Below are 23,810 nucleotides of genomic sequence, written 5' to 3' on the forward strand. Positions count from 1 at the left end.
TTAAAAAACCTCCAGTGAGAGTATAGTTTGGTCATCTTCTTGAACGGGGTTATCTGCCTGGATGCGAGCCAATAAATCATTGAGAGACAGTGGTTGTGCTTGTGTTTGTAATATTTGCCACAGACCATCTTGTTTCAGCATAAAACGGCTGACTGGTGAAACGCCACCCTCGGACTTTGCGGATTCTAAAAAGTTATTTGATACCATTGCTTCTGTGATGCCATCACTGGCTAGCAGTAATGTGTCTCCAGGCGCGAGAACTAAATGACCTGATTGGGCTTGCCACTTAGGTAATATTCCTATAGGAATACCCCGGACTTTCAGATAGTTCGGTGGTTCTACTTTCGTGGCTTGGCGTGACCAAACCAGGGGATAGATATGTCCAGCGTTGGCATATCTCAGTTCTCTGGTAGTAGGGTGATAACAAGCCAAGACTAAAGTAATGAAGCAATTGTTGCCCATTAAGTCATGACATAAAGCATTGTTAAGATTATGTATAACTACATTCGGATCTGCCGGTGTTTCCTGAGATAATTCCCGACGCAATACGGAAATGGCACTAGCCATGAATAAAGCAGCCGGTACACCCTTACCGGAAACGTCACCAACGGCTAACCATAAATTCCCTTTGGGATGCACGAACACCTCAAAAAAATCACCTCCCACTTCTCGCGCTGGGTAGCAGCAAGCTTGGATCTTTGCGCCTGGAATATCTGGTAAAGTTTGGCGTAGCAGGTTGTGTTGAATTTGCCGGGCAACCTCTAACTCAGCTTTGATTTGCTCTTGCTTTTCCTGAAGACGCTGGTAAAGTTTGGCTTGGGAAAGGGCTAAAGCAGCTTGTTCAGCCACACCAGCAATCAGTTGAATTTCTTCCTCATGCCAAGGATAATCTTCTCCCCACTGACATAAAGCTAGCACAGCCAGCAGGTGTTGTTGGTAACTCAGGGGGACAACTAAGTAGTTACAAGTTTTACCTGCATCTGTATCTTGAGCAATTTGATATTCACCAGTTTCTAGGACTTTCTCAATTAAAATACTGGGGTTAAAAGTATTATCTGTAACAGGAATTACTGGATTTTGATAGAAAAATTGGTTTGTTGTCAGGCTGTCACCTGCTACGGGTTGGAGTAGGCAATAAGTAGCATCAAAGGTTTCTCCGATAGTAGCGGCAATTTTTTGCAGCATACTTTCATAATCCAATGATTCTCGAATTGCCGTTGTTACCGCATTAAATAAAGATTCTCGCCGCAAAGCCCGACCTAATTCTTGGGTGCGCTTTTTAACTAAGCGATAGGTGTCAGTAGCTTGTTCGACTATAATTTTTAGCTGTTCAGGACTCCAAGGTTTGGTAATGTACTTGAATACTTGACCTGAGTTAATCGCGTCTACCAAATCTTCCACATCGGTAAAACCAGTCAGTAAAATCCGAATCGTGTCAGGAAAGCTTTCAACTGTATGACTGAGAAATTCAGTCCCATTCATTCCTGGCATTCTTTGGTCTGAGATAATTACCGCCATTTCGCCTTCTTGCTCTAGAATTGCCAAGGCGTTATGGGGATGATTGGCTTTGTATACCTGGAAATTGCGCCTAAAAGTACGGTAGAGTAAATCTAAGTTATCTGGCTCATCATCAACGACCATGAGCTTGAGTTTTTCTACCTTGGGTTCCGTCATATTTGATTTTCATTTACGGATAATTTATCAGCGAGATAGTACAATCCCTATCGCACCAAATCACGAAAATTCGCTGAAAACGTGATGATTTTCAGCAATAGTTTTATATTTATCAGTATAACTTTACTCTTAAATTTTGTAACTCAATTTAACTCTAGGTGAGGAAAAATTGCAGATTAACCCACTAATCCAGAACGTAAAGCACGGACAGCTGCTTGAGTGCGGTCATCGGCGGATAGCTTGTTCAAGATATTACGGACATGGGTTTTTACTGTCCCGACTGTGATGTAAAGGCGTTCGGCAATTACGGCGTTGCTACAACCTTCGACAATTAACTGTAGCACTTCTAATTCTCTGTCGGTGAGAGCGCAGGGATCAAAGATATCCTGGTTTTCTGTGACATCCAGGCTGGGGGCAGCATTTTTTGGCTCGGCGGCGGCAGCAGTATCCGTTTTGGTGGGATTTTGTTTCGCTTGTTGTAATACAATGCGTGCGATCGCTGGATCTATCCAAGCATGACCATTGTAAGTTACTTTCACCGCTTCCACCAAATTATCAAACTTAATGTCTTTCATGCAGTAGGAGTCAGCCCCAGCCGCAAACGCCGCCAACACAGATTCTTTATTATCCTGAAGTGTAAGAATTAATACTTTAGTTTCTAGCTCATCGCCGTTATTAGTAGATTTTAACTCCCTTGTGAGTTCAATACCGTCTTTATCTGGTAGACCAATATCGACAATCGCTATATCTGGCTGTATTTTTTTTAACAACTTCATTCCTTCCGTAGCATTAGCAGCTTCACCTACTACTTCAATTTCTTCCCTTTGTTGTAAAGCTGTGCGAATACCCACGCGGGTAAGGTCATGATCTTCAATCAGCGCAATCCGAATTTTACTCATAGTCCGCTTCTACCCGTTACCCTCACTGAAATGACTTAATAGATGCAGTGTAAATAATTATGTTCACAGACAAATATAGAGTTTTTACTTATGAGGCTCAGACAAATGATATGATTGTTTAATATTAGGTCAAGTCTCGGTCAATTCCCGACTCAAGCCCCAAAAATTACCTATTGTCAATCGTTGCAGAGCATTCTTAGTAGGGAATTTCCAGGTTTGTGCCGATACTTGACCTATGATAGTAGCGTATTGATAGTCTAAAAAAGTTAATTTACGCGGCATTTGTCAGAAATCGATGATAAAAGCTGCTGATCAATTATAAGCTGTTGTTATTACTGAAAATAATCAATATCCAGTTCCTACAGTATCGTTGCTTTTGCCTCAGCACGGTAGTTTACCAAGTTTTACTCTCACCCAAGACTCACACACACCCTATTAAAAAATTTGATAAACTATCGTTCGAGATCATCTGGTGTGAGGCTAATTAAAAGTAGGGCTATGTTTCAAATGCCTAAAGTGTTTTCGGTGTTAGGAATACCAGTGCATGTGATGAATGACTATGCAGGCTGGTTGCTGGATTGCTTGCAACACAGTCGAGGCAGTCATGTCATCACCCTGAATGCAGAAATGACGATGCAAGCGCAGCAAAATCCTTCCTTAGCTAATGTCATTGAAAATGCCGAGTTGGTGATTCCAGATGGTGCGGGGGTAGTGCTGTATTTGCAGTGGCTACTTTGGCAAAAAGTTCAACGTTGTCCCGGTATTGAACTAGCAGAAAAGCTGTTACACGCTATGGGACAACAGCAGATAGACAAACAAGTGTTTTTCTATGGCGGTGCGCCGGGAGTCGCTGCACAAGCCGCAGCCTTTTGGCAACAGCAAATTCCGAGTCTGCACATAGCGGGTACTCACTCCGGCTACCATTCGGCTGAAGAAGAACAACAATTGCAGCAAACTCTGGCGCAATTGCAACCCCAAGTAATTTTGGTGGGTTTGGGAGTACCACGTCAAGAATTATGGATTGCCCAAAACCGTCATTTGTGTCCCCAAGCAATTTGGATTGGTGTCGGTGGCAGTTTTGATATTTGGTCAGGGACAAAATCTCGCGCCCCGGCATGGTTGGGTAATAATAATTTGGAATGGCTATATCGGTTGTATAAAGAACCTTGGCGTTGGCGGCGGATGTTAGCTTTACCCAAGTTTGCTATCAAAGCCTTTGTTTATCGATTCACAGCCAGAAGTGCAACTTAAATTCAGGGAATCGGGAATGGGGAGTAGGGGGTACAAATCAATTCAAAATACCCTGCGGGAACGCCAAAGGCGTACAAAATTCAAAATAGCCTTCTCCTATCGGAGACGCTCACGCGAACGGCAAGGCTTACGCCTACAAAATTTCAGAATCCTGGGGAAATGGGGATGAGGGAAATGAGGGAACAGGGGAGCAGAGGGAGCAGGGGAGCAGGGGAGCAGGGGGAGAAAACTTTTACCCAGTCAACAGTCAACAGATTAACAAATCCAGTAACTACTGCTGCTCAAAATGATAGTGCCACTCAGCCGCCAAATTGTAGTTCTAGTAACATGGTGCAATTACGCTCTGTGACAAAAACCTATGGTAATGGCTGCCATGCTTTGTTGGATGTGAATCTAGAGGTGAAACAAAAAGAATTCTTGTTTGTTACGGGGCCTAGTGGTTCTGGTAAGTCTACACTGTTAAAACTGCTGTATGGTGGGGAGTTACCTACACAGGGTGAAGTGATTGTCAATGAATGTAATGTATCAAGTTTGCGGGGCGATCGCTTGTCTTTATTTCGGCGACGTATTGGTATTATCTTTCAAGACTATAAGTTAATTTACCAGCGCACAGTCGCGGAAAATGTCACTTTTGTCTTAGAAGCTCAAGGCTACACCCGCAAAGAAATTCAAAGACGCTTAGAACCTACCTTAAAACTGGTGGGTTTGCTGGCTAAAGCTGATTGTTTTCCTGATCAACTTTCAGGGGGAGAACAACAGCGAGTCAGTATTGCGCGGGCGATTGTGGCAACACCACCGTTAATTTTAGCTGATGAACCCACAGGCAACCTTGATCCTGATAATTCCTGGCAAGTAATGCAAATTCTCCAAAAATTAAATTCTTTTGGGGCGACGGTAATTGTCACCACCCATGATGAGCAATTAGTCCGTCGTTGTAACAAGCCAGTAGTGCAAGTCCGTAATGGCAGACTGTATCGACAATCAGTAGTTAAATGAGGATGTTTGACTGTTGACTGGTAAAAGTTCTTCTCACCTGCTTTGAAAGCTGCGAAAGCTCTCCACTAAGAAGTAACGCGGACTTTAACTTTAGTTGCTAGCGGCTTGAGAGTTGGCAAGGGGGTAGATGGTAACTCCTCCCGTTGCAATATTTGTAAACTTTCCAAAGCAGCGTCTCGAATTGCTGTTTCTGCTTCGCGACTGAGGAGGAGGTGCAAACATTGCGCCACATCTTGCTGGTGTGCAGCATCGATTGACTGACGAGTGATGATTTTAGTCAATCTACGTACAGCAATCAACCGCTTAATGGGGTCTGGTTCTGTCAGATGCAGTAACAACTGCTCAAAGCTGTTTTCCTCACGCTGGCTGTAAAAGTTGACAATTTGCCAGACTAACAAAATTAAAGTAAATAATGTCCCCAGACCTTGGACAATAGCACCAGTCGCTATCCAATGGCTGTGGGAGTCTGTCCAAATTGCCGCCGCCATGTAAGTGCTGAGAGTGGCAATTCCCCCACTGCTGACGGCTAAGACTAATTGACGGTTTGGGCTATGGAGAAACTTTTTAATTTCTACCCAATGCAGTTGCCAATTCCATTTTTGCATTGAGTAGACCAGTAACATCACCCCAATCCCAACTAGCAAAGCCAAGAGTAATTTCCAGTTCCACAACAGCATAGCAACGACGATTGTCAAGCCGCCAAGAATAGCTCCTGGCTCTGAGAAACGCCGCCAAAATCGTTGCTTGGTGGCTTTGGTTTTAAACTCTGGAAGCAGCAAGTTAAGCGTCTGGTTAATCAATTGCTGCCAAGAAGATAAAGCCTTTGCCACAGTGTCTACCTACCTATTTCCAAATTGTCTATATTGTATTACTGATAGGACTACGCAAGTCTTATAATTAAGCTACTTTATTTTTTGGTGCGTAACTAGGTGATTATTCGGTAACTTGATTGAGCCTTAATCTGACGCTGGCCAGAGGTGTCAAAATTATCAGTTAGTGGATAATAGCAATTGTGGGAAATATAAATAAGACTTAGTTGTGCTTCAAAAGTCAAGATGCTTTTGTTTGTATTTATTGATGATTTTGAAGTCGAACAACTGTCACCTGCGCTGAGAAACCATAATCATCGATAACATAGGCTTATGTTTCAGCCACAGGGATTTGAACAACGTTCTATCATTACCTCCCTAGGTAAGATGGTGTATTATACTGCCACTGGTTCACTTTGGCAGGACAACAGAAGCGCACAATCAAACCAAGAAACTTTGGTATTTCTTCATGGTTTTGGTGGTGGGTCTTCATCTTATGAGTGGTCTAAGGTTTATCCGGCTTTTGCGGCTAATTATCGCATTCTCGCCCCAGATTTAATTGGATGGGGTCAGTCGGAACATCCAGCGAGGAATTACAAGATTGAGGATTATTTGACGGTAATTCGAGAGTTTGTTGAGCAAACTTGTACAGGGCCAGTGACAGCGATCGCTTCTTCTCTGACAGCAGCGTTTACAATTCGAGTAGCTATCACCCATCCCCATCTATTCAAGTCTTTAATTCTCGTCACACCAGCCGGACTGTCTGACTTTGGTGAGGACTACTCCCGCAGTTGGTTTGCTCAGATTATTAGTGTTCCTGTTCTCGACCGTTTCTTATATAGCACTGGTGTTGCTACTAGCGGCGGTATCCGTAGTTTCTTAGAACAACGGCAATTTGCCCAATCTAACCGTATCTATGAGGAAATTGTGGCAGCTTATCTAGAATCTGCCCAACAGCCTAATGCTGAATATGCAGCCCTGTCTTTTGTTCGGGGTGACTTGTGCTTTGATTTATCCCTCTACATCCAACAGTTAACCACACCAACGGCAATTATTTGGGGGCAGAAGTCCCAATTTACGGGGCCAGACATTGGCCGCCGTCTAGCAGAGAAGAATCCTCAAGCTATCCGTATTTTCCAACCTCTGGAAGATGTAGGACTGACACCGCAGTTGGAACTCCCCGCCGTGACAATCGGACTAATTCACCGATTTTTGCCTTTGCTGACTGACACCAGAATTCAGCAGACAGTTGTGACGATTCACGGATAAAAGGGAACAGGGAACAGGGAATAGGGAATAAAAATAAAGGCGGGAAAATTCCCGCCTCTTGATTGTTAACACACATCTTGCACCTGTTCCTTAATGATAATTTTTGTAGGGTGGGCATTGCTTGCAAGTTGTTCAAACCCTTAATTTTAGGTTGTTGGCAGTGCATCGCCTTACGCTTATTGAGAATGGTGCAAGATATGACTTAAGCTAAATTTTACAAAAATTAAAATTATTTTGACCACCTCGCCCTAGAAGTGTTAAGTATGGGGATGGGAGTGTTGCCTGTTGTCCGTTCCCTGTTCCCTTTTAAAAAAGCTGAAAGGTTTTTCCTGAAACTGTGTTAATTACCTGAGTGAGTTGTTCGAGTTTGTGGGCGACTATTCCACTAGATAATAATTCTTCCGCTTTGGCTATACCTGATTGCATATCATCACAAATCCCACTCCGCCAAAGATAAAATCCGCCATTCCATAAGGCTGTTTGCAGTAGTTCGCTAGGTTTACCAGCTAACACGCCCTGAATTTGAGCTAGTAATTCTTCGGTAGTTGTCAGGGGGACGTTTTTAGTAGTAAACCCGTAATCATGGGGTGAGAGAAGTAATCTTTGGATTTCTGGGGATGCTTGAGATAGGGCAATGATGGCTGTGCGATCGCGCGGTAAATCACTACTACCTTCTAATCCCTTGACTAAGGTAAATTTGCTGACTCCCCGCAGTCTCAAGGCTACTTGAAACATTGCTTCTGTGGGCGGATGCACAAACCCCGCTACTATATGAGCATCCCCAGCATAAGGACACCAAATTAATTCCATTGTCGCTAAGGGGGGACGTTTGCCTAATTGCTCCCGGTATTCCCAAAGACTTTGAGTTAAGGGAAAATGCTGAGGCGGATAAACAAAGCCGATGCCTGTTTCCTCGAAGACTTCTTGGGTGTGTGCCAATAATAGGTTAGTCCAATCAATGCCTAACCCTTGCCAAATATCTACTAATGGTAAACCGTATTTTGTCGGGAGGCGATCGCCTCCGTGCATCACTACTGGTTGTCCGACAGCAGCCAGCATCAGGGCGATTATCGGGCTAATTGGTGCTGTACGGGTTCTACCATCATAAGGTTGACCAAAAACTATGACTGGATGTGTAGAGGTGATTGGTTGCAGTTTTGGCCCCAGTTCCTCGTAAGCATCCAACATTCCCGCTAATTCTTCTCCTGTGGGGCGTTTGATGCGGTGGGCAATTAAAAACGCACCAATTTGGGCTGGTGTAGCTTCACCTAATAACATCATTTTAGTGGCGGTGGCTGCTTCCGCACGAGTTAAACTCTCACCTGTATGGTTGCCACTGCCTACCTTTTTCAGCAATTCCCTGAATAAAATACTCATCAGAAACCTCACGGGAGTTTGGAAACCACTGGCTAGAAGCCAGTGGAGGAAAAACGACACGGTGGGATTTATCCCACAGTTTTTCTTGTTGAATAGACAACAATTTCGCTGTAATCTTCTAGATGTAGCGAAAATTGTTTTATGTATCTGACGCAAAAGAACCAAATCAGAGAACTGAATAAGTCTGAATTTGTTGCTCTCTTGCAGTTGTGCCGACTGAGTAAAAATCTCTATAACGTAGGTTTGTACACAGTGCGGCAATACTTCTTTCAGGAACATAAACACTTACGTTATGAATCTGCCTACCATCTGTGCAAAATGAATGAGAATTACAAGTTTCTCAATACAGACATTGCACAGCAAACATTGAAAGTGGTAGACAGAACCTTTAAAAGCTTCTACGGATTGATTAGTGCAGTCAAAAGCGGAAGTTATCAACAAAAAGTGAAGCTTCCTAATTACCTGCCTAAAGATGGTTATTTCTTGCTGATAATTCCCAGAATTGTTGTTAAGGATGGGAAATTTAGAGTTCCCATGTCCAATGCTTTTAGAAAGCAATTTGGAGAAATCTGGATTCCGTTCCCAAAAAGACTTAACATCAATCAAATTAAGGAAGTCAGGATTCATCCAAAATACAATGCTAGATATTTTGAGGTTGAATTTATCAGCGAAATTGAACCAGAACCCGTAGAAGTTAAGACTGATAGTGCTATTAGCATTGATTTGGGAGTAGATAACCTCGCAGCTTGTGTTGATACCAATGGGGCATCCTTTCTTGTGGATGGTAAACCAATTAAAGCTATTAACCAGTGGTTCAACAAGCGTAATGCCCAATTGCAATCTGTTAAAGATAGGCAAGGAATTAAAAATATCACCAATCAACAGGTGAAACTTTTGGCAAAACGTAATAACCAAGTTAGAGATTACCTGAACAAAACAGCACGATTTATTATCAATCACTGCATCCATAATCAGATTGCTAACTTGATTGTTGGGTATAACCCTGGCATCAAGCAGGAAATCAATATTGGTGGACGCAATAACCAAAACTTTGTCCAGATACCTTTTCACAGCTTGCGTTTCAAATTGAAAGCAATGTGTGAAAGGTATGGCTTGAAATACATTGAACAGGAAGAATCGTACACCAGCAAGGCTAGTGCCGTCGATGGTGATGAAATACCTGTTTACAATGCTGACAATCCCAAAGAATACCAGTTTTCTGGTAAACGAATTAAACGGGGATTGTATAGGACAAAGAATGGACATTTAGTTAACAGCGACTTGAATGGTTCGCTTAACATTGGAATTAAAAGTAAGCACGAAGGTTTTACCAGAGTGTCTAGAGGGTCTTTGACTGCCCCAAGAAGGTTTAATCTTCTTAAATTAGAGAAGTGGAGAATGGTGGCTTTAGTCCCATTCGGAACAACTTCTTAGAATCCCCTGGCTTGACATTAAAAACGAGCAAAGCGAGTTTTTAATAGCCAGGGGAGGGTCAAATAAGTCAATAGTCAATGGTCAAGAGTCAACAGTCAAGTTTGAAACTGGGGACTTTTAACTGTGGACATTTGACTAATGATAACTTTATGAGGCCGATCGCTGTTGGTGAAATTGGGGAGGGATATTTTCTCGTACCAGTTGCCAAAAATGTTTAATTGGCGGAATTTGTAATCTGTCTTGAGTAGTTACCATCACTACCCGACGAGTTAAGTTAGAACCATCAGAGGTTGAACCACTACCCGCCAAAGGGCGAACTGCTAAAGTAGGATCAAGGCGTGCTTCGACTAATGCCGAATTCGGTAGTAACGCGATTAATTCACCTTGGCGCACTACTCCCCGAAACGCATCTAGGGTATTGACTTCTAAGGCTGCTTGTAGGGTAGCTTCTAAGCGTTCAAATTTCTCTTGAATCAGCCGTTGCATCCCATACCCATCTTTAAATACTACTTGGGGATAACGCACTAACTCCGACCAAGGCACAAATTCATGCTGGGCTAGGGGATGGTTAGCTGCAATCAAGACTTCGATTGGTTCATCATAAAGCACTTCTACCACCATCTCCCTACCAGTGGTGAGAAAGCGGTTATTCATGACTATTGCTAAATCTACTAAACCATCTTTCAGGACTTTCAAGGCGCGATCGCTTCCCAAAGATGTTACCCGCAACTGCACATCGGGATAGTCACGACAAAATTTTTGTAATATCGGTGGTAAGTAAGAACCACATAGGGAATGAATAGCCGCAACACATAATTCTGGCTGCTTTCCCGCCACTAAATCTGTTAACTCTTGGGTGGCAGTCTCCCATTCTTGACAAATTTTCCGGGCGCGAGGTAACAAGCGTTCACCCCCTAAAGTCAGCTTGGCGTGATTGCTTCTATGAAACAATTCCACACCCAAATCAGCCTCCAATGATTGGATTTGGCGGCTAATCGTCGATTGGGTGACACCACATTTTTTTGCTGCTTTTTGGAAGCTGCCTGTTTCTGCGATCGCCAGAAACGCTTGCAACTGTTCTAGTCGCATGGTATGTGTAGCCTGAATTACATTTATGGCTTTTATTTAAGTTAACGGATTTTTATCAAAAATTTAGTCAACTTTGATACAGCTTTTCTTGTCCATTTATATCTTATATCATGTCCGTTTGAATAGTTATCATATCTGATGGGGTAGGGAACTCTTAACAGGGAACAAGAAAAGAGAAAAGGGAAAAGATCAGCATCGAAAACTTATCATAAGTAATTAGCCGGACATGATATTACAGCACAAGTGAAGCCTAGTTAGCTACACCAAACTTTAGTGGATGTCTAGGTGAACTAGGCTGCATTCGCCATCAGAAAAAGTATATTAATTTTTTGTACAATTTATTACTATTTATCCAATTGGCTGCTTGTGTACTGATGATGCTCAATCAATGCGCTGCAAAACTAAAACCTTTGTTAATAAGTAGAACAGCGTCAATAATTAAAGGTTTGTAGTCAGGACTTTAGTCCTAAAATCAGGACTTTAGTCCTTACCACGAAATCGATTTCTATAAGTTTACATCACTTAACATAGTTATATTTATAAATTCTATTTAAACCGAAATTCTCATGTTTAACTCATCTAGAAGTCCGGTTTAATTCAGTGATTAACAGAAGACACAGAACAAGGGTTGAGGAAGATGGGATTTTTCCACAATCAAATAGTAGCCCTTTAGTTTGGCATATTATTAACTAAAGGTAGGAAATCCAGCACCGGGTTGATTTGGAGGCACTAAGTTGTCTATTCTGCCAATTTCTTCTAATTTTGGAGGTTCATAAACCTGTGCTTGGGGACTTTTTGCTGATTCAGCCTTACTTTTATCATCGTTTTGATCAACATTATCTGATCCCTCTGACCACAATAAAAGTAATATACTGTACAAGATAATAATTAATTCATTGGACATAATTATCTTTGATACACCATAAAAGTAAATTAGATTGTATCAAATTAAAACTAATAGTTCCGTTTTTTACGATAATGTTACGTAAAAAAATGGTTCTTAAGCATTTGATTGCTAAAAGATAACTTTTAAATCTCAAAAAATTAGATTAGGACTTATGCAAGTGTCACATTACAAATGTCTTGTAGGTGCGACAGACTGTTTAAATACTGTTAATAAACATATTTTTGATGTCTGACACACCCTACTAAATATGCCAGTTGTGTAAGTTCTATAATTGATCCCACTGATGCGGCAAAGAAGTATTGTTAACTGCTGGACAAATTACTGATAAATAACATCAAGTTTTGTCAGTGCAGCGATCGCATGGAGTCGGACAAATTCATCGGTATCATCCAGCATTTGGGTTAAAAGTGGAGTAGCTTGCAGACAACCCAGATGTCCTAAAGATAAAGCGATCGCACTTTTAACACTGTTAATTTTTGTCGCTGGATGTGGAGATGACAGGAGATTTAACAGAATGGCTGTAGCTGCGGTGGTTAATTCTGGCTTTTGGACTCGTCCCAGAACGGTGACAATTTCCTGCCATAATGTTTCTGAGGTCGTGTGATTTAATGCCTGTTGTAAACATTCCAAACCAGATAATGTTTCCACCCAAATCAAAGCGCGGATAATTTCCAGTTGTAGGGGAATTGGTGTATGGGGTGAAACCAGAACTGTAAACAATTGCTTCACAGCAGCATCGCCACCCATGCGCGCCAGGGCAACTGCGGCTGTACAGCACACCTCAATATTCAAGTCATACAGTTTGGCTTGTAGTCGCGTGACTAAATCAAGTTCTGCACATAAGTCTGGGCGATAACCTAAACCTTGGATGGCAACACGCCTGACAGCAGGTGCTACATCATCTAAGCTTGTTAATAGTATAGGTGGTACACGTTGGTCATGAAAACTGCTGAGGGCTTCAATGGCTGCTGTACGTACTGCTGCTTGGGAATCTTCTACTACAGTTAATAGGGGTGTGATAGTGTCTGAGGTGCGAATATAGGCGAGCGATCGCACTGCCAAAAGTCTTGTATGATCACAGGAGAGCATTTGAGTCAGTACGGGAATAGCCACAGTACCCATTTGTCCTAAAGCTGTAGCGGCGATCGCTTGAAGTTCCTCATCCTGACTAGCTTGAAATAATTCCACTAAAGCATGAATTGCATCTGGATGCTGTAATTCACCCAAAATTCTGGCGGCAAACCAGCGTAATTCATCCTCTGCATCTTCATCTTTTAAAATAGCAATCAATGACGGAATGGCTTTACTTCCTAATTGAGTCAGCACCTTGGCAACATCCCAACGCTGTTGAAAATCTCCCATCTCCAAAATTGCCAGTGCTAATTCTAAAATATTGTTTGAATTAGCTGTTGCGGAATCTTGAGAGTCATTCGCCAACATCAACTCCAGTAAATCTTGAATTAGCGATGACAAATCAGCCGCATCATCAGCTGCTTGTGCTTGCATCGAAATCTGCCCGATATTGTTCACAATAGCTTACTTAAATGTTGAGTTTTGTTAATTCTGAAGACTCCAGCTAAGTAAATAAGCATTGAGAAACAGACGCAATCATCACTACTTATTGCTGACTGAGACTAGATTGGCTTAACTACAACTGAACTGCCCTCAATCTTGGCGGCGTAAGTTTTGAGTGGCTTGGTAGCTGGGTCTTTTTGTACTGTACCATCAACTCCATATTCTGCACCATGACAAGGACAGACAAATTTTTGAGATGCTGCTTGCCATGCCACCGTACAACCTTGATGGGTACAGGTGGGATTTACAGCAATCAGATTTTTAGCTGTAGATGTACCTACGACTAACACAGCAGCAGCCGGTGAGTCATTAACAAGTAATTGCCCCGCTTTGTCTAATTCAGCCACAGTACCGACTGTTTGCCAATCATTTGTAGCTGAAGTTGTCGGTGTGGTGTTGTTAGAAGTACAAGCGGCAATAGCCACAGGTAAGCTACTCGCTATCCAACCCAAACCCACCCAATTTATAAAATCACGACGTTTCATAGTTATTAGTTATTAGTCATTAGTTATTAGTGATTAGTTATTAGCTTTTCTCCCCCTGTTTCCTCTGCTTCTTTATACTGAGAATGGGGATGTTATGCAAAAAACGCATAAATAGAATTTATTTTCAGCATTATTACTAAAATTTTGTAGCTAGTTATACGATTTTATCGTAAATCCCAACATAACCTTATAAGTATGGAAATTGTTACATAAACATTCACACCAACAACTTGACAAAATCAGCCAATGTAAAAGATTACAAATTCGTTCAGTGAAAAACAGGCGGCACCCTGCGAGTTAATTACAAATCACAAACAGTTTAATTTTGAATTTGATAGCAACGACAATCACTAAGTTGCAAATCAATTTCTGTAAACCGCTTTTGCGGAAAACTATTCAGGTATAAATCAATATTTATTTTTCAGATTAAACCTCGTAAAACTACGAGTCGATTGATATTGGGCAGAAACCTGAACAGGTTCTTAGTGGATGAGCAATGATAACAAGAGTCAACTTATGACGGATATAGCAACTACCAGCAAAACCAGTCTGAATAAGTTTGAGAAATTCAAAGCCGAAAAAGATGGGCTAGCTATCAAGGAGGAAATCGAAAAAATTGCCGCCTTGGGGTGGGAAGCAATGGACGCAACAGACAGAGATCATCGACTTAAGTGGGTGGGTGTATTTTTTCGTCCAGTGACTCCCGGTAAGTTCATGATGCGGATGCGGATGCCGAATGGTATTATCAACAGCGAGCAGATGCGTGCGTTAGCCGAGGTAGTGCAACGTTACGGAGATGATGGCAACGCTGATATTACCACCAGACAGAATATTCAATTGCGAGGCATCCGAATTGAAGACTTACCTGATATCTTCAATAAATTTCATGCTGTTGGTTTAACCAGCGTTCAATCAGGGATGGACAACATCCGCAACATTACAGGTGATCCGGTGGCGGGTTTGGATGCAGATGAGTTGTATGACACCCGCGAATTGGTGCAACAAATTCAAGATATGTTCACCAACAAAGGGCAAGGCAACCGAGAATTTAGTAACCTGCCACGTAAATTTAATATAGCGATCGCAGGTGGACGAGACAATTCTGTTCATGCAGAAATAAACGATTTAGCATTCGTGCCAGCGTTTAAAGAGGGGACTGGGGACTGGGGACTGGGGACTGGGCAAGATTTTTCTCAATCGCCAATCTTCGGTTTTAACATCCTAGTTGGAGGCTTCTTTTCTGCCAAACGTTGTGAGGCGGCAATTCCTCTCAATGCTTGGGTGACTCCAGAAGAAGTAGTACCTGTATGTAAAGCGATTTTGGAAGTTTACCGAGACAATGGCTTAAGGGCTAATCGCCTCAAATCTCGGCTGATGTGGCTAATTGATGAATGGGGTATAGAGAAATTTCGTCTAGAGGTGGAGAAGCGTTTGGGTAAATCCTTGTTACCCGCCGCACCCAAAGACGAAATCGACTGGGAAAAACGCGATCACATCGGAGTTTATCAACAAAAGCAATCGGGATTAAACTATGTAGGTTTGCACATCCCTGTGGGTAGGTTGTATGCCGAAGATATGTTTGAACTGGCGCGGTTAGCGGATGTTTATGGCAGTGGAGAAATCCGGTTAACTGTAGAACAGAACGTGATTATTCCCAATATTCCAGACTCGCGGTTGAGGACATTATTCATCGATCCTTTACTAGAGAGGTTTTCTATTGATCCTGGTTTATTAGGGCGATCGCTCGTTTCCTGCACAGGCGCACAGTTTTGCAACTTCGCCCTCATCGAAACCAAAAACCGCGCCCTCAACATCATCAAAGCCTTAGAAACAGAATTAACATTCACTCACCCAGTCCGCATTCACTGGACAGGTTGCCCCAACTCTTGCGGACAACCCCAAGTTGCAGACATCGGCCTCATGGGAACTAAAGCCCGTAAAAATGGCAAAGCTGTAGAAGGCGTTGACATTTATATGGGTGGCAAAGTCGGTAAAGACGCAAAATTAGGTAACTGCGTTCAAAAAGCGATACCCTGCGAAGACTTACAGCCAGTATTACGAGACTTACTCATTCAACACTTCGGCGCAAAAGCCAAGCAAGAAGCTCTGATCACTAACTAGAAAGGGGAGCAGGGGAGCAGAGGCAGCAGCACAAGAAAAACTTTTACCCAGTCCCCAATCCCCAATCCCTACTTAATAAACAACTAACACAGAACAAAATGACTAACTTTTCCAGAAGAAAATTTATTTTCACTACAGGCGCGGCGGCGGCGGCTTCTATTTTGGCTCATGGTTGCACCTCAAATAATTCCAACTCAGCTACTACAGGTGAGTCAGCACCCTCAGCAAATCCAGCCGCCAACGTTTCGACAGTAGCTAACGCACCAAAGGTAGAAACCACTAAAGCCAAACTCGGATTTATCGCCCTCACGGATGCTGCACCCCTGATTATTGCCAAAGAAAAAGGCTTCTTTGCTAAGTATGGGATGACGGATGTTGAAGTCATTAAACAAAAATCTTGGCCTGTCACCCGTGATAACTTGAAAATTGGTTCAGCCGGTGGCGGTATTGATGGCGCGCATATCCTCAGCCCCATGCCTTACCTGATTACTATTAACGACCAAGTGCCAATGTATATTTTGGCACGACTAAATACAAACGGTCAGGGTATTTCTGTCGCTAACAAGTTTAAAGAACTGCAAGTTAATCTCCAAAGCAAAACCCTAAAAGAAGCCGCAGATAAAGCCAAAGCCGATAAAAAAGCATTAAAAGTAGGTATGACTTTTCCCGGTGGAACACATGATTTATGGATACGTTACTGGCTAGCGGCTGGTGGTATCAATCCTGACCAAGATGTAGTTTTAGAACCTGTGCCACCACCACAAATGGTAGCCAACATGAAAGTTGGTACTGTTGATGCTTTCTGTGTCGGAGAACCCTGGAATGCTCAATTAGTTAGCCAAAAATTAGGTTATTCCGCCCTAGTCACCGGAGAGTTATGGAATAACCACCCAGAAAAAGCCTTTGCCATGCGAAAAGATTGGGTTGATCAAAATCCCAACGCTGCACAAGCGATGTTAATGGCAGTTCTAGAAGCTCAACAATGGTGCGAAAAACAAGAAAACAAAGAGGAAATGTGTAAAATTTGCGCTGATCGTAAATATTTTAACGTTGCAGCCGCAGATATTGTCGAAAGGTCTAAAGGTAATATTGACTATGGTGATGGACGCACCGAAAAAGAATTTGCTTATCGCATGAAGTTCTGGGCTGATAATGCTTCCTATCCCTACAAGAGCCATGATATTTGGTTTTTAACTGAAAATATTCGTTGGGGTTATCTGCCAAAAGATACCAAAATCAAGGAAATGGTTGAGCAAGTAAATAGAGAAGATTTGTGGAAACAAGCAGCTAAGGCAATTGGTGTAGCTGATGCGGAAATTCCTACTAGCATTTCTCGCGGGGTTGAAACTTTCTTTGATGGCGTGAAATTTGACCCGGAAAATCCAGAAGCATATTTACAAAGCTTGAAAATCAAGAAACTGTAATTAGTGGTGGGTGGCGTGCCGCCCCTCCTATCCTTTCCAGACAAACTACTGTAAAAATTACGGAATAAATAGAAAGTATGGCTGCTGTTTTAGGAAGTCGGAAGCTGAGAAAAAAAACTCGCAATCATCTTAATAAATTTGTTTTTAATAAAGTTGTGCCGCCCTTGGTAGCATTAGGAATTTTTCTAGTGCTTTGGCAATTGCTTTGTTTAAATCCTAGCTTTGAGTTACCAGGGCCAATTGAAACTTTTTCCGAAACTTTCGACCCATTTATTATTCATCCATTTTTTGATAATGGTGAAAGTGATAAGGGTTTAGGTTGGCAGATACTTAGTAGTTTGGGTAGGGTTGGTTTAGGCTTTTCATTAGCGGCGATCGCTGGGATTATTTTAGGGATTTTAATCGGCGCAAATCAATTAGTTTACAACGCTGTAGACCCGCTATTTCAAGTCTTGCGGACTGTTCCGCCTCTAGCATGGCTACCTATTTCTTTAGCAGCATTTCAACAGGCTAATCCTTCAGCCATTTTCGTAATTTTTATTACTTCAATCTGGCCGATTATTATCAACACTACAGTCGGTGTTCAACAAATTCCTCAAGACTATATCAATGTGGCGAGAGTTCTAAAACTCAATGGTGTAAAGTATTTCTTGAAAATTGTTTTTCCTGCCACGGTTCCTTATATTTTTACTGGTTTGAGAATTGGGATTGGTTTGTCTTGGTTGGCAATTGTGGCGGCGGAAATGTTAGTCGGTGGTGTGGGGATTGGTTCGTTTATTTGGGATGCTTACAATACGAGTACGGAAACTAATTTGAGTGAGATTATTTTGGCTCTGATTTATGTCGGTTTGGTGGGTTTGTTGTTAGATAAATTGGTGGGTTTTATTGCTAGTAAGGTTGTGGTTGAGCAGAAGTAAGTTAAGAGTTAAACGCGGAGGGGAGGCAGCGCGTTGGGCGGGTTTCCCGACTTGAAGCGACTGCCGTCGCGCGGAGGAGAAAAACTCATGACTAATGACTAATGAGTAAGGACTAATGAGTAAGGACTAATGACTAAGGACTAAGGACTAATGGCTACTTTTGTTGAGGTTGATCACGTTGATCGTGTATTTGATTTGCCTAGTGGTGGTAGATATATTGCTCTGAAAAATATTGAGTTGAAGATTAAGAAGGGGGAGTTTGTTTCTTTAATTGGTCATTCTGGTTGTGGTAAGTCTACTCTGCTGAATATTATTGCGGGTTTGGATAGAGCTAGTATTGGCGGTGTGACTTTGGAAGGACGGGAAATTCGTGATCCTAGTCCTGATAGGATGGTGGTGTTTCAAAATTATTCGTTGCTTCCTTGGTTGACTGTTAGAGAAAATATTGCGCTGGCTGTGGATGAGGTTTATTCAGGTAAGCCTAAAGGTGAGCGTCGGGGCATTGTTGAAGAACATATTGATATGGTGGGGCTGCGTCCTGCGGCTAATAAGCGTCCGAAGGCTTTGTCTGGGGGGATGAAACAACGGGTAGCGATCGCCCGCGCTTTGGCTACTCGTCCGAAGTTGTTACTGTTAGATGAACCTTTTGGGGCTTTGGATGCTTTGACACGGGGAAGTTTGCAGGAACAATTGATGAGAATCTGCAATGAACATCAGGTTACTTGTGTGATGGTGACTCATGATGTGGATGAGGCTTTGTTGTTGAGCGATCGCGTTGTGATGTTGACTAACGGGCCAGAAGCTCATATTGGACAAATTCTGGAAGTGCCTATTCCCCGTCCCCGTCAGCGTTTGGAGGTCGTTAAGCATCCCAGTTACTACAATCTCCGAAATGAAATTATTTATTTCCTCAATCAGCAAAAGCTAGCAAAGAAACGTCAAACTCAGCGTTTAGTCACCTCTCATGCCAGCACAGCCAAAGCTGTCCTAGAAATTGGCTTTATGCCCTTAACTGATGCTGCGCCTTTAATTGTTGCTCAAGAAAAAGGTTTTTTTGCCAAGTACGGCTTAGATAATGTTGTCCTCACTAAAGCTCACAGTTGGCAGGAAATCACCAACGATGTTGTCACTGGCAGATTAGATGCAGCCCAGATGTTAGCAGGAATGCCCCTGTTACTGACGTTAGGTGCTGGTGATCAAGCGTCAATTCCTGTAGTTAACGCCCTCAATCTCTCTCGCAATGCTAACGCCATCACTTTTAGTAAAAGATTATATAACCAAGGTGTGCGGAGTCTGACTGACTTAAAAGCAGCGATTAAGGCTACTCCTGACCAAATTCTCACTTTGGGTGTAGTGCATCCAGCTTCAATGCAAAACTTAATTCTGCGTTACTGGTTAGCGGCTGGTGGTATAGATCCCGATAGAGATATTAGTCTGAAAGTGATTCCACCTACACAAATGGTTGCCCAACTCGAAGCCGGATATATTGACGGTTACTGTGCAGGAGAACCTTGGAACTATCAAGCTGTCCATCAAGACTTGGGTTTTGTGGCAGCTACAGCTTTAGATATTTGGTCAGGACAGCCAAAGCAAGTTTTGGGAGTACGGGAAGAATGGGCGCAAAAGTACCCAGACACCTATTTAGCTTTAATTAAAGCACTTCTGGAAGCTTGCAAATACTGTGACGACCTCCGCCACCGAAAAGAAATTTTAGAATTACTCTGCCGTCCTGAGTACCTAGACGTAAATCCTGCATACATTCGTCCTGGTTTCATAGATCCTTATGATCGTGGTGACGGTCAACCACCCCAAGAACTTACAGCTTACAACCAGTTTTATCTTAATAAAACCAACTACCCCAACCGCACAGAAATCTTATGGATGCTTACCCAGCTAGCACGCTGGAGTATCACACCTTTCCCGAAAAACTGGCTAGAAGTCATTGAACGAGTATGTCGTACAGACATCTTTGGTGCAGCTGCCCGTGACCTCGGTTTACTCGACATCGGCGAAGACAACCCCATTCATCTATTTGACGGTAAACTTTTTAACCCCTCAGAACCCCTAGAATACCTCAAAAGCCTAGAAATCAAACATCAAATCCGAGTAGAAGAAGTATTTATTTAGTCATTAGTTATTAGTCATTGGTCATTAGTCATTAGTTACTTTCTCCCTCATCCCCCTCTCTGCGCGACGGACACTTTGCTCTCTTCCCTACGGGACGCTACGCGAACGAGACGCTTCACTACGTGAGGCTGCGCCAACGCGAACAAGTCGGCAAAGCCGCCCACGCAAGTGTCCTCCTCTGCGCCTCTGCGTGAGTAAATCCTAAACATTTCACAAAACCATGCAAATCATCAACAGAAACACCCAAAACAAAAAAAATTACACCCCCAAAGCCGATAACTTCCTAGTAATTGAAGGTGTCACCAAAATCTACCCCACCCCCGAAGGCCCTTACACCGTACTAGATGGAATCGACCTGAGAGTGCGTGAAGGTGAATTTATTTGCTTAATTGGTCACTCTGGCTGTGGTAAATCAACCTTACTCAACATGATTTCTGGGTTTAACACTCCCACCGATGGCGTAGTCATGCTGCAAGACCAACCCATCACCGAACCAGGCCCAGATAGGATGATGGTATTTCAAAACTATTGCTTACTGCCGTGGCTGAGTGTATTTGAAAATGTCTATCTAGCGGTAGATGCAGTTTTCTCCAACAAACCCATAGCCGAAAAACGCGCCATTGTCAGAGAACATTTAGCAATGGTGGGACTGACAGAAGCCGCAGAAAAGAAACCTCACCAAATATCTGGCGGCATGAAACAAAGAGTGGCGATCGCCCGCGCCCTTTCCATCCGTCCCCAAGTCTTAATTCTCGATGAACCCTTCGGCGCATTAGACGCAATCACCAAAGAAGAATTACAAGAAGAACTCTTACAAATTTGCAGCAATCATCAACTCACCGTCCTGATGATTACCCATGACATCGATGAAGCCCTATTCCTCGCCGACAGAGTAGTAATGATGACAAACGGCCCCGCCGCACAAATCGGCGAAATCCTAGACATTCCCTTCCCCCGTCCCCGCAACCGTCGCCGCATCATGGAAGATCCAGAATACTACAACCTGCGAAACTACGCCCTAGATTTCCTCTATCGCCGATTTGCACACGACGAATAATCAATAATTTTTCTCCTTTACACAGTTTGTAGTGAGGACTTTAGTCCTCAAAACCATGAAGACTAAAGTCTTCACTACGAACCTTGAGATAATTAGCGATCGCCAATTACAATGACCGAATCTACCAAAACCCTATGCCCTTACTGTGGTGTTGGCTGTGGTTTAGAAGTATCCCCCCCAGCACAACCTCATAAAACCACTAATTCAGATAACCAAAATCCTATTTGGCGAGTTCGCGGTGATAAGTCCCACCCATCGAGTCAGGGTATGGTTTGCGTTAAAGGTGCAACCATCGCCGAATCTTTAGATAAAAATAGACTACATTACCCAATGGTGCGGGACTCTTTAGATCAAGAGTTCCGGCAAGTTAGTTGGGATGAAGCTTTTAATATCATCACCCAACGCATACAAACTGTTTGCTTAACTCAAGGTTCAGCAGCTATATGTATGTATGGTTCTGGACAATTCCAAACCGAGGACTATTACACCGCCCAAAAACTTTTAAAAGGTTGTTTAGGAACTAACAATTTTGATGCTAACTCGCGGTTATGTATGTCCAGTGCGGTGGCTGGATACATCCAAAGTTTTGGCTCAGATGGCCCTCCCTGCTGTTATGAAGATTTAGAATTAACTGACTGTGCATTTTTAATTGGCACCAATGCCGCCGAATGTCACCCTATCGTTTTTAACCGACTGGAGAAATACCACAGAAAAAACCGGCAGGTAAAAATGATTGTGGTTGATCCTCGTCGCACACCTACCGCCGAAGCCGCAGATTTACATTTAGCAATTCGTCCCGGCACAGATATTGATTTATTAAATGGCATCGCCCATTTATTGATGCGTTGGAATTTAATTGATCTAGGGTTTATTGACGACTATACTAGCAATTTTTCCGCCTATGCTGAGGTAATTCGTCACTATTCGCCGGAAGTGGTAGCCCGTCAATGTGGTATCAGCATTGCAGATTTAGAAACCGCCGCCCGTTATTGGGGTGAATCTGGGCGTGTGTTATCTTTGTGGTCGATGGGTGTTAATCAATCAACTGAAGGCACAGCCAAAGTTAGAACTCTTATTAATCTACACCTGATGACCGGACAAATCGGTAAACCAGGGGCGGGGCCTTTTTCTTTAACCGGCCAACCTAATGCAATGGGAGGAAGGGAAGCGGGCGGTTTAGCCCATTTATTACCCGGTTATCGCTTGGTGAAAAATCCCCAACACCGTGCAGAGGTAGAGGATTTTTGGCAACTGAAACGAGGACAAATTTCTCCCCATGCCGGTTTGACTGCGTGGGAGATGATTACAGGTTTAGAAACTGGGATTGTAGGCTTGTTGTGGATTGCGGCTACTAACCCTGCTGTGAGTATGCCAGATTTGGAACGGACAAAGAAAGCGTTATTGCGATCGCCTTTCACGATTTACCAAGATGCTTATTACCCCACGGAAACCTCAGCTTACGCCCATGTTCTTTTACCGGCGGCACAGTGGAGTGAAAAAACTGGCGTAATGACTAATTCTGAACGCCGAGTTACTTTGTGTTCAGCATTCCGCCAACCACCACACCAAGCAAAAGCTGACTGGGAAATTTTCGCGGAAGTCGGACGCAGGTTAGGTTTTGCGGACAAGTTCGCCTTTAATAATTCTGCGGAAGTTTACGCCGAGTTTGTCCAACTTACTAGGGGGCGTGTTTGTGATCTGACTGGTATCAGTCACGAACAGTTACGTACAGAAGGCGCGACTCAATGGCCTCATCCTCAAGTGGGGAGTGGGGATCAGACTAACGGTTCTAAAAGACTTTATACTGATTTGCGCTTTCCTACTTCTGATGGTCGTGCTAAGTTTGCCGCTTATTATTCTCAAGGTTTAGCTGAACCACCAGACCCAGATTATCCTTTTGTGTTAACGACTGGGCGACTTTATGGACATTGGCATACCCAAACGCGCACAGGCAGAATTGCCAAAATTCGCTCTATGCACCCAGAACCATTTATGGAAATTCACCCTCGTGATGCGGCTAAGTTAGGAATTACTGACAATCAGATGATTGAAGTGCGATCGCGTCGTGGTGAAGCTATGTTTAAAGCAAAAGTGACTCAGGCGATCGCACCCGGTACAGTTTTTGTCCCCATGCACTGGGGTAAACTCTGGGCAGACAATGCCGAAGCTAACGCCCTCACCCATCCCGAAGCTTGTCCCGACTCACTACAACCAGAATTAAAAGCCTGTGCTGTACAACTCACACCCGTCTGTCTAGAAACTACAGCTAAAAATTCTCAACTTCTTTCCTCCCAATGGTAAGCTACTCAATAGTTATTTGATTCATAGACTTTAGTCAATATTTACCATTATGACTTTCGATGTACTAACATTGACGATCAGCAAGATAAGATAATTTC

18 protein-coding genes are annotated in these 23,810 nt (G+C 43.0%); 10 read left to right on the forward strand and 8 right to left on the reverse strand.

Annotated elements, in window-relative coordinates:
- Positions 1-1,674 carry a SpoIIE family protein phosphatase gene (locus A3775_RS11570; RefSeq protein WP_066379960.1) on the reverse strand — a complete coding sequence of 558 codons (1,674 nt, stop codon included), beginning with the start codon at positions 1,672-1,674 and terminating at the stop codon, positions 1-3.
- A gap of 176 nt (positions 1,675-1,850) precedes the next feature.
- The gene (locus tag A3775_RS11575) at positions 1,851-2,573 is read right to left on the reverse strand and encodes a response regulator transcription factor (protein ID WP_066379957.1); all 723 of its coding nucleotides are present in this window, start codon (positions 2,571-2,573) and stop codon (positions 1,851-1,853) included.
- Between the two features lie 498 nt (positions 2,574-3,071).
- Here A3775_RS11575 and A3775_RS11580 point away from each other — a divergent pair, with 498 nt between their 5' ends.
- Entirely contained in the window at positions 3,072-3,824 is a 753-nt protein-coding gene (locus A3775_RS11580; protein ID WP_066379955.1) for a WecB/TagA/CpsF family glycosyltransferase, read from the forward strand.
- 327 nt (positions 3,825-4,151) lie between these two features.
- Positions 4,152-4,820, forward strand: coding sequence for a cell division ATP-binding protein FtsE (ftsE, locus tag A3775_RS11585; protein WP_066380089.1), 669 nt, complete (start codon positions 4,152-4,154; stop codon positions 4,818-4,820).
- 65 nt (positions 4,821-4,885) lie between these two features.
- Here the strand turns inward: ftsE and A3775_RS11590 are convergent, their stop codons facing one another.
- Entirely contained in the window at positions 4,886-5,650 is a 765-nt protein-coding gene (locus A3775_RS11590) for an armadillo-type fold-containing protein (protein WP_066425015.1), read from the reverse strand.
- A 312-nt stretch (positions 5,651-5,962) separates the two neighbouring features.
- On the opposite strand from A3775_RS11590, the gene A3775_RS11595 reads away from it, so the two are divergent.
- Positions 5,963-6,898 (forward strand): alpha/beta fold hydrolase, encoded by a 936-nt coding sequence (locus A3775_RS11595; RefSeq protein WP_066379951.1) that lies wholly within the window; start codon positions 5,963-5,965, stop codon positions 6,896-6,898.
- Positions 6,899-7,204: 306 nt separating this feature from the next.
- On the opposite strand, the gene A3775_RS11600 is transcribed toward A3775_RS11595, so the two are convergent.
- A complete protein-coding gene (locus tag A3775_RS11600) occupies positions 7,205-8,275 on the reverse strand; it encodes an anthranilate phosphoribosyltransferase family protein (protein ID WP_066379948.1) in 1,071 nt (356 codons plus the stop codon).
- A gap of 141 nt (positions 8,276-8,416) precedes the next feature.
- On the opposite strand from A3775_RS11600, the gene A3775_RS11605 reads away from it, so the two are divergent.
- Positions 8,417-9,709, forward strand: coding sequence for an RNA-guided endonuclease TnpB family protein (locus A3775_RS11605; protein ID WP_066425018.1), 1,293 nt, complete (start codon positions 8,417-8,419; stop codon positions 9,707-9,709).
- Between the two features lie 147 nt (positions 9,710-9,856).
- On the opposite strand, the gene A3775_RS11610 is transcribed toward A3775_RS11605, so the two are convergent.
- The 4 genes from A3775_RS11610 to A3775_RS11625 all read right to left on the reverse strand — a co-directional run bounded on the left by A3775_RS11610 (position 9,857) and on the right by A3775_RS11625 (position 13,765).
- A complete protein-coding gene (locus A3775_RS11610; protein ID WP_066425020.1) occupies positions 9,857-10,798 on the reverse strand; it encodes a LysR family transcriptional regulator in 942 nt (313 codons plus the stop codon).
- Between the two features lie 685 nt (positions 10,799-11,483).
- Positions 11,484-11,702: a hypothetical protein gene (locus A3775_RS11615; RefSeq protein ID WP_066379940.1), complete on the reverse strand. Its 219-nt coding sequence runs from the start codon at positions 11,700-11,702 to the stop codon at positions 11,484-11,486.
- 321 nt (positions 11,703-12,023) lie between these two features.
- On the reverse strand, positions 12,024-13,235 hold the full coding sequence (locus tag A3775_RS11620) for a HEAT repeat domain-containing protein (RefSeq protein WP_066379938.1): 1,212 nt from the start codon (positions 13,233-13,235) through the stop codon (positions 12,024-12,026).
- Positions 13,236-13,339: 104 nt separating this feature from the next.
- The gene (locus A3775_RS11625; RefSeq protein WP_066379935.1) at positions 13,340-13,765 is read right to left on the reverse strand and encodes a ubiquinol-cytochrome c reductase iron-sulfur subunit; all 426 of its coding nucleotides are present in this window, start codon (positions 13,763-13,765) and stop codon (positions 13,340-13,342) included.
- Between the two features lie 516 nt (positions 13,766-14,281).
- Between A3775_RS11625 and A3775_RS11630 the strand changes: the two genes are divergently transcribed.
- The 6 genes from A3775_RS11630 (at position 14,282) to A3775_RS11655 (ending at position 23,712) form a co-directional block, all read left to right on the forward strand.
- Positions 14,282-15,886 carry a ferredoxin--nitrite reductase gene (locus A3775_RS11630; protein ID WP_066380087.1) on the forward strand — a complete coding sequence of 535 codons (1,605 nt, stop codon included), beginning with the start codon at positions 14,282-14,284 and terminating at the stop codon, positions 15,884-15,886.
- A 98-nt stretch (positions 15,887-15,984) separates the two neighbouring features.
- Positions 15,985-17,310 (forward strand): CmpA/NrtA family ABC transporter substrate-binding protein, encoded by a 1,326-nt coding sequence (locus tag A3775_RS11635; protein WP_066379932.1) that lies wholly within the window; start codon positions 15,985-15,987, stop codon positions 17,308-17,310.
- A 77-nt stretch (positions 17,311-17,387) separates the two neighbouring features.
- Positions 17,388-18,227, forward strand: coding sequence for a nitrate ABC transporter permease (ntrB, locus tag A3775_RS11640; RefSeq protein WP_066379928.1), 840 nt, complete (start codon positions 17,388-17,390; stop codon positions 18,225-18,227).
- Between the two features lie 150 nt (positions 18,228-18,377).
- Positions 18,378-20,354, forward strand: a complete 1,977-nt coding sequence (locus A3775_RS11645; RefSeq protein WP_066425022.1) for a nitrate ABC transporter ATP-binding protein — start codon at positions 18,378-18,380, stop codon at positions 20,352-20,354.
- A 220-nt stretch (positions 20,355-20,574) separates the two neighbouring features.
- Positions 20,575-21,411, forward strand: coding sequence for a nitrate ABC transporter ATP-binding protein (locus tag A3775_RS11650; protein ID WP_066425024.1), 837 nt, complete (start codon positions 20,575-20,577; stop codon positions 21,409-21,411).
- A gap of 111 nt (positions 21,412-21,522) precedes the next feature.
- Entirely contained in the window at positions 21,523-23,712 is a 2,190-nt protein-coding gene (locus A3775_RS11655) for a molybdopterin oxidoreductase family protein (RefSeq protein ID WP_066425026.1), read from the forward strand.
- Positions 23,713-23,810 lie beyond the last annotated feature (98 nt).

The organism is Anabaena sp. 4-3, assembly GCF_001597745.1.
GTDB lineage: Bacteria > Cyanobacteriota > Cyanobacteriia > Cyanobacteriales > Nostocaceae > Trichormus.

Excerpts from the sequence above, each read along its gene's own strand:
- A3775_RS11570 (WP_066379960.1), bottom strand. The coding sequence starts at position 1,674 with ATGACGGAACCCAAGGTAGAAAAACTCAAGCTCATGGTCGTTGATGAT.
- A3775_RS11575 (WP_066379957.1), bottom strand. The coding sequence starts at position 2,573 with ATGAGTAAAATTCGGATTGCGCTGATTGAAGATCATGACCTTACCCGC.
- A3775_RS11580 (WP_066379955.1), top strand. The coding sequence starts at position 3,072 with ATGTTTCAAATGCCTAAAGTGTTTTCGGTGTTAGGAATACCAGTGCAT.
- ftsE (WP_066380089.1), top strand. The coding sequence starts at position 4,152 with ATGGTGCAATTACGCTCTGTGACAAAAACCTATGGTAATGGCTGCCAT.
- A3775_RS11595 (WP_066379951.1), top strand. The coding sequence starts at position 5,963 with ATGTTTCAGCCACAGGGATTTGAACAACGTTCTATCATTACCTCCCTA.
- A3775_RS11600 (WP_066379948.1), bottom strand. The coding sequence starts at position 8,275 with ATGAGTATTTTATTCAGGGAATTGCTGAAAAAGGTAGGCAGTGGCAAC.
- A3775_RS11605 (WP_066425018.1), top strand. The coding sequence starts at position 8,417 with ATGTATCTGACGCAAAAGAACCAAATCAGAGAACTGAATAAGTCTGAA.
- A3775_RS11610 (WP_066425020.1), bottom strand. The coding sequence starts at position 10,798 with ATGCGACTAGAACAGTTGCAAGCGTTTCTGGCGATCGCAGAAACAGGC.
- A3775_RS11615 (WP_066379940.1), bottom strand. The coding sequence starts at position 11,702 with ATGTCCAATGAATTAATTATTATCTTGTACAGTATATTACTTTTATTG.
- A3775_RS11625 (WP_066379935.1), bottom strand. The coding sequence starts at position 13,765 with ATGAAACGTCGTGATTTTATAAATTGGGTGGGTTTGGGTTGGATAGCG.
- A3775_RS11630 (WP_066380087.1), top strand. The coding sequence starts at position 14,282 with ATGACGGATATAGCAACTACCAGCAAAACCAGTCTGAATAAGTTTGAG.
- A3775_RS11635 (WP_066379932.1), top strand. The coding sequence starts at position 15,985 with ATGACTAACTTTTCCAGAAGAAAATTTATTTTCACTACAGGCGCGGCG.
- ntrB (WP_066379928.1), top strand. The coding sequence starts at position 17,388 with ATGGCTGCTGTTTTAGGAAGTCGGAAGCTGAGAAAAAAAACTCGCAAT.
- A3775_RS11645 (WP_066425022.1), top strand. The coding sequence starts at position 18,378 with ATGGCTACTTTTGTTGAGGTTGATCACGTTGATCGTGTATTTGATTTG.
- A3775_RS11650 (WP_066425024.1), top strand. The coding sequence starts at position 20,575 with ATGCAAATCATCAACAGAAACACCCAAAACAAAAAAAATTACACCCCC.
- A3775_RS11655 (WP_066425026.1), top strand. The coding sequence starts at position 21,523 with ATGACCGAATCTACCAAAACCCTATGCCCTTACTGTGGTGTTGGCTGT.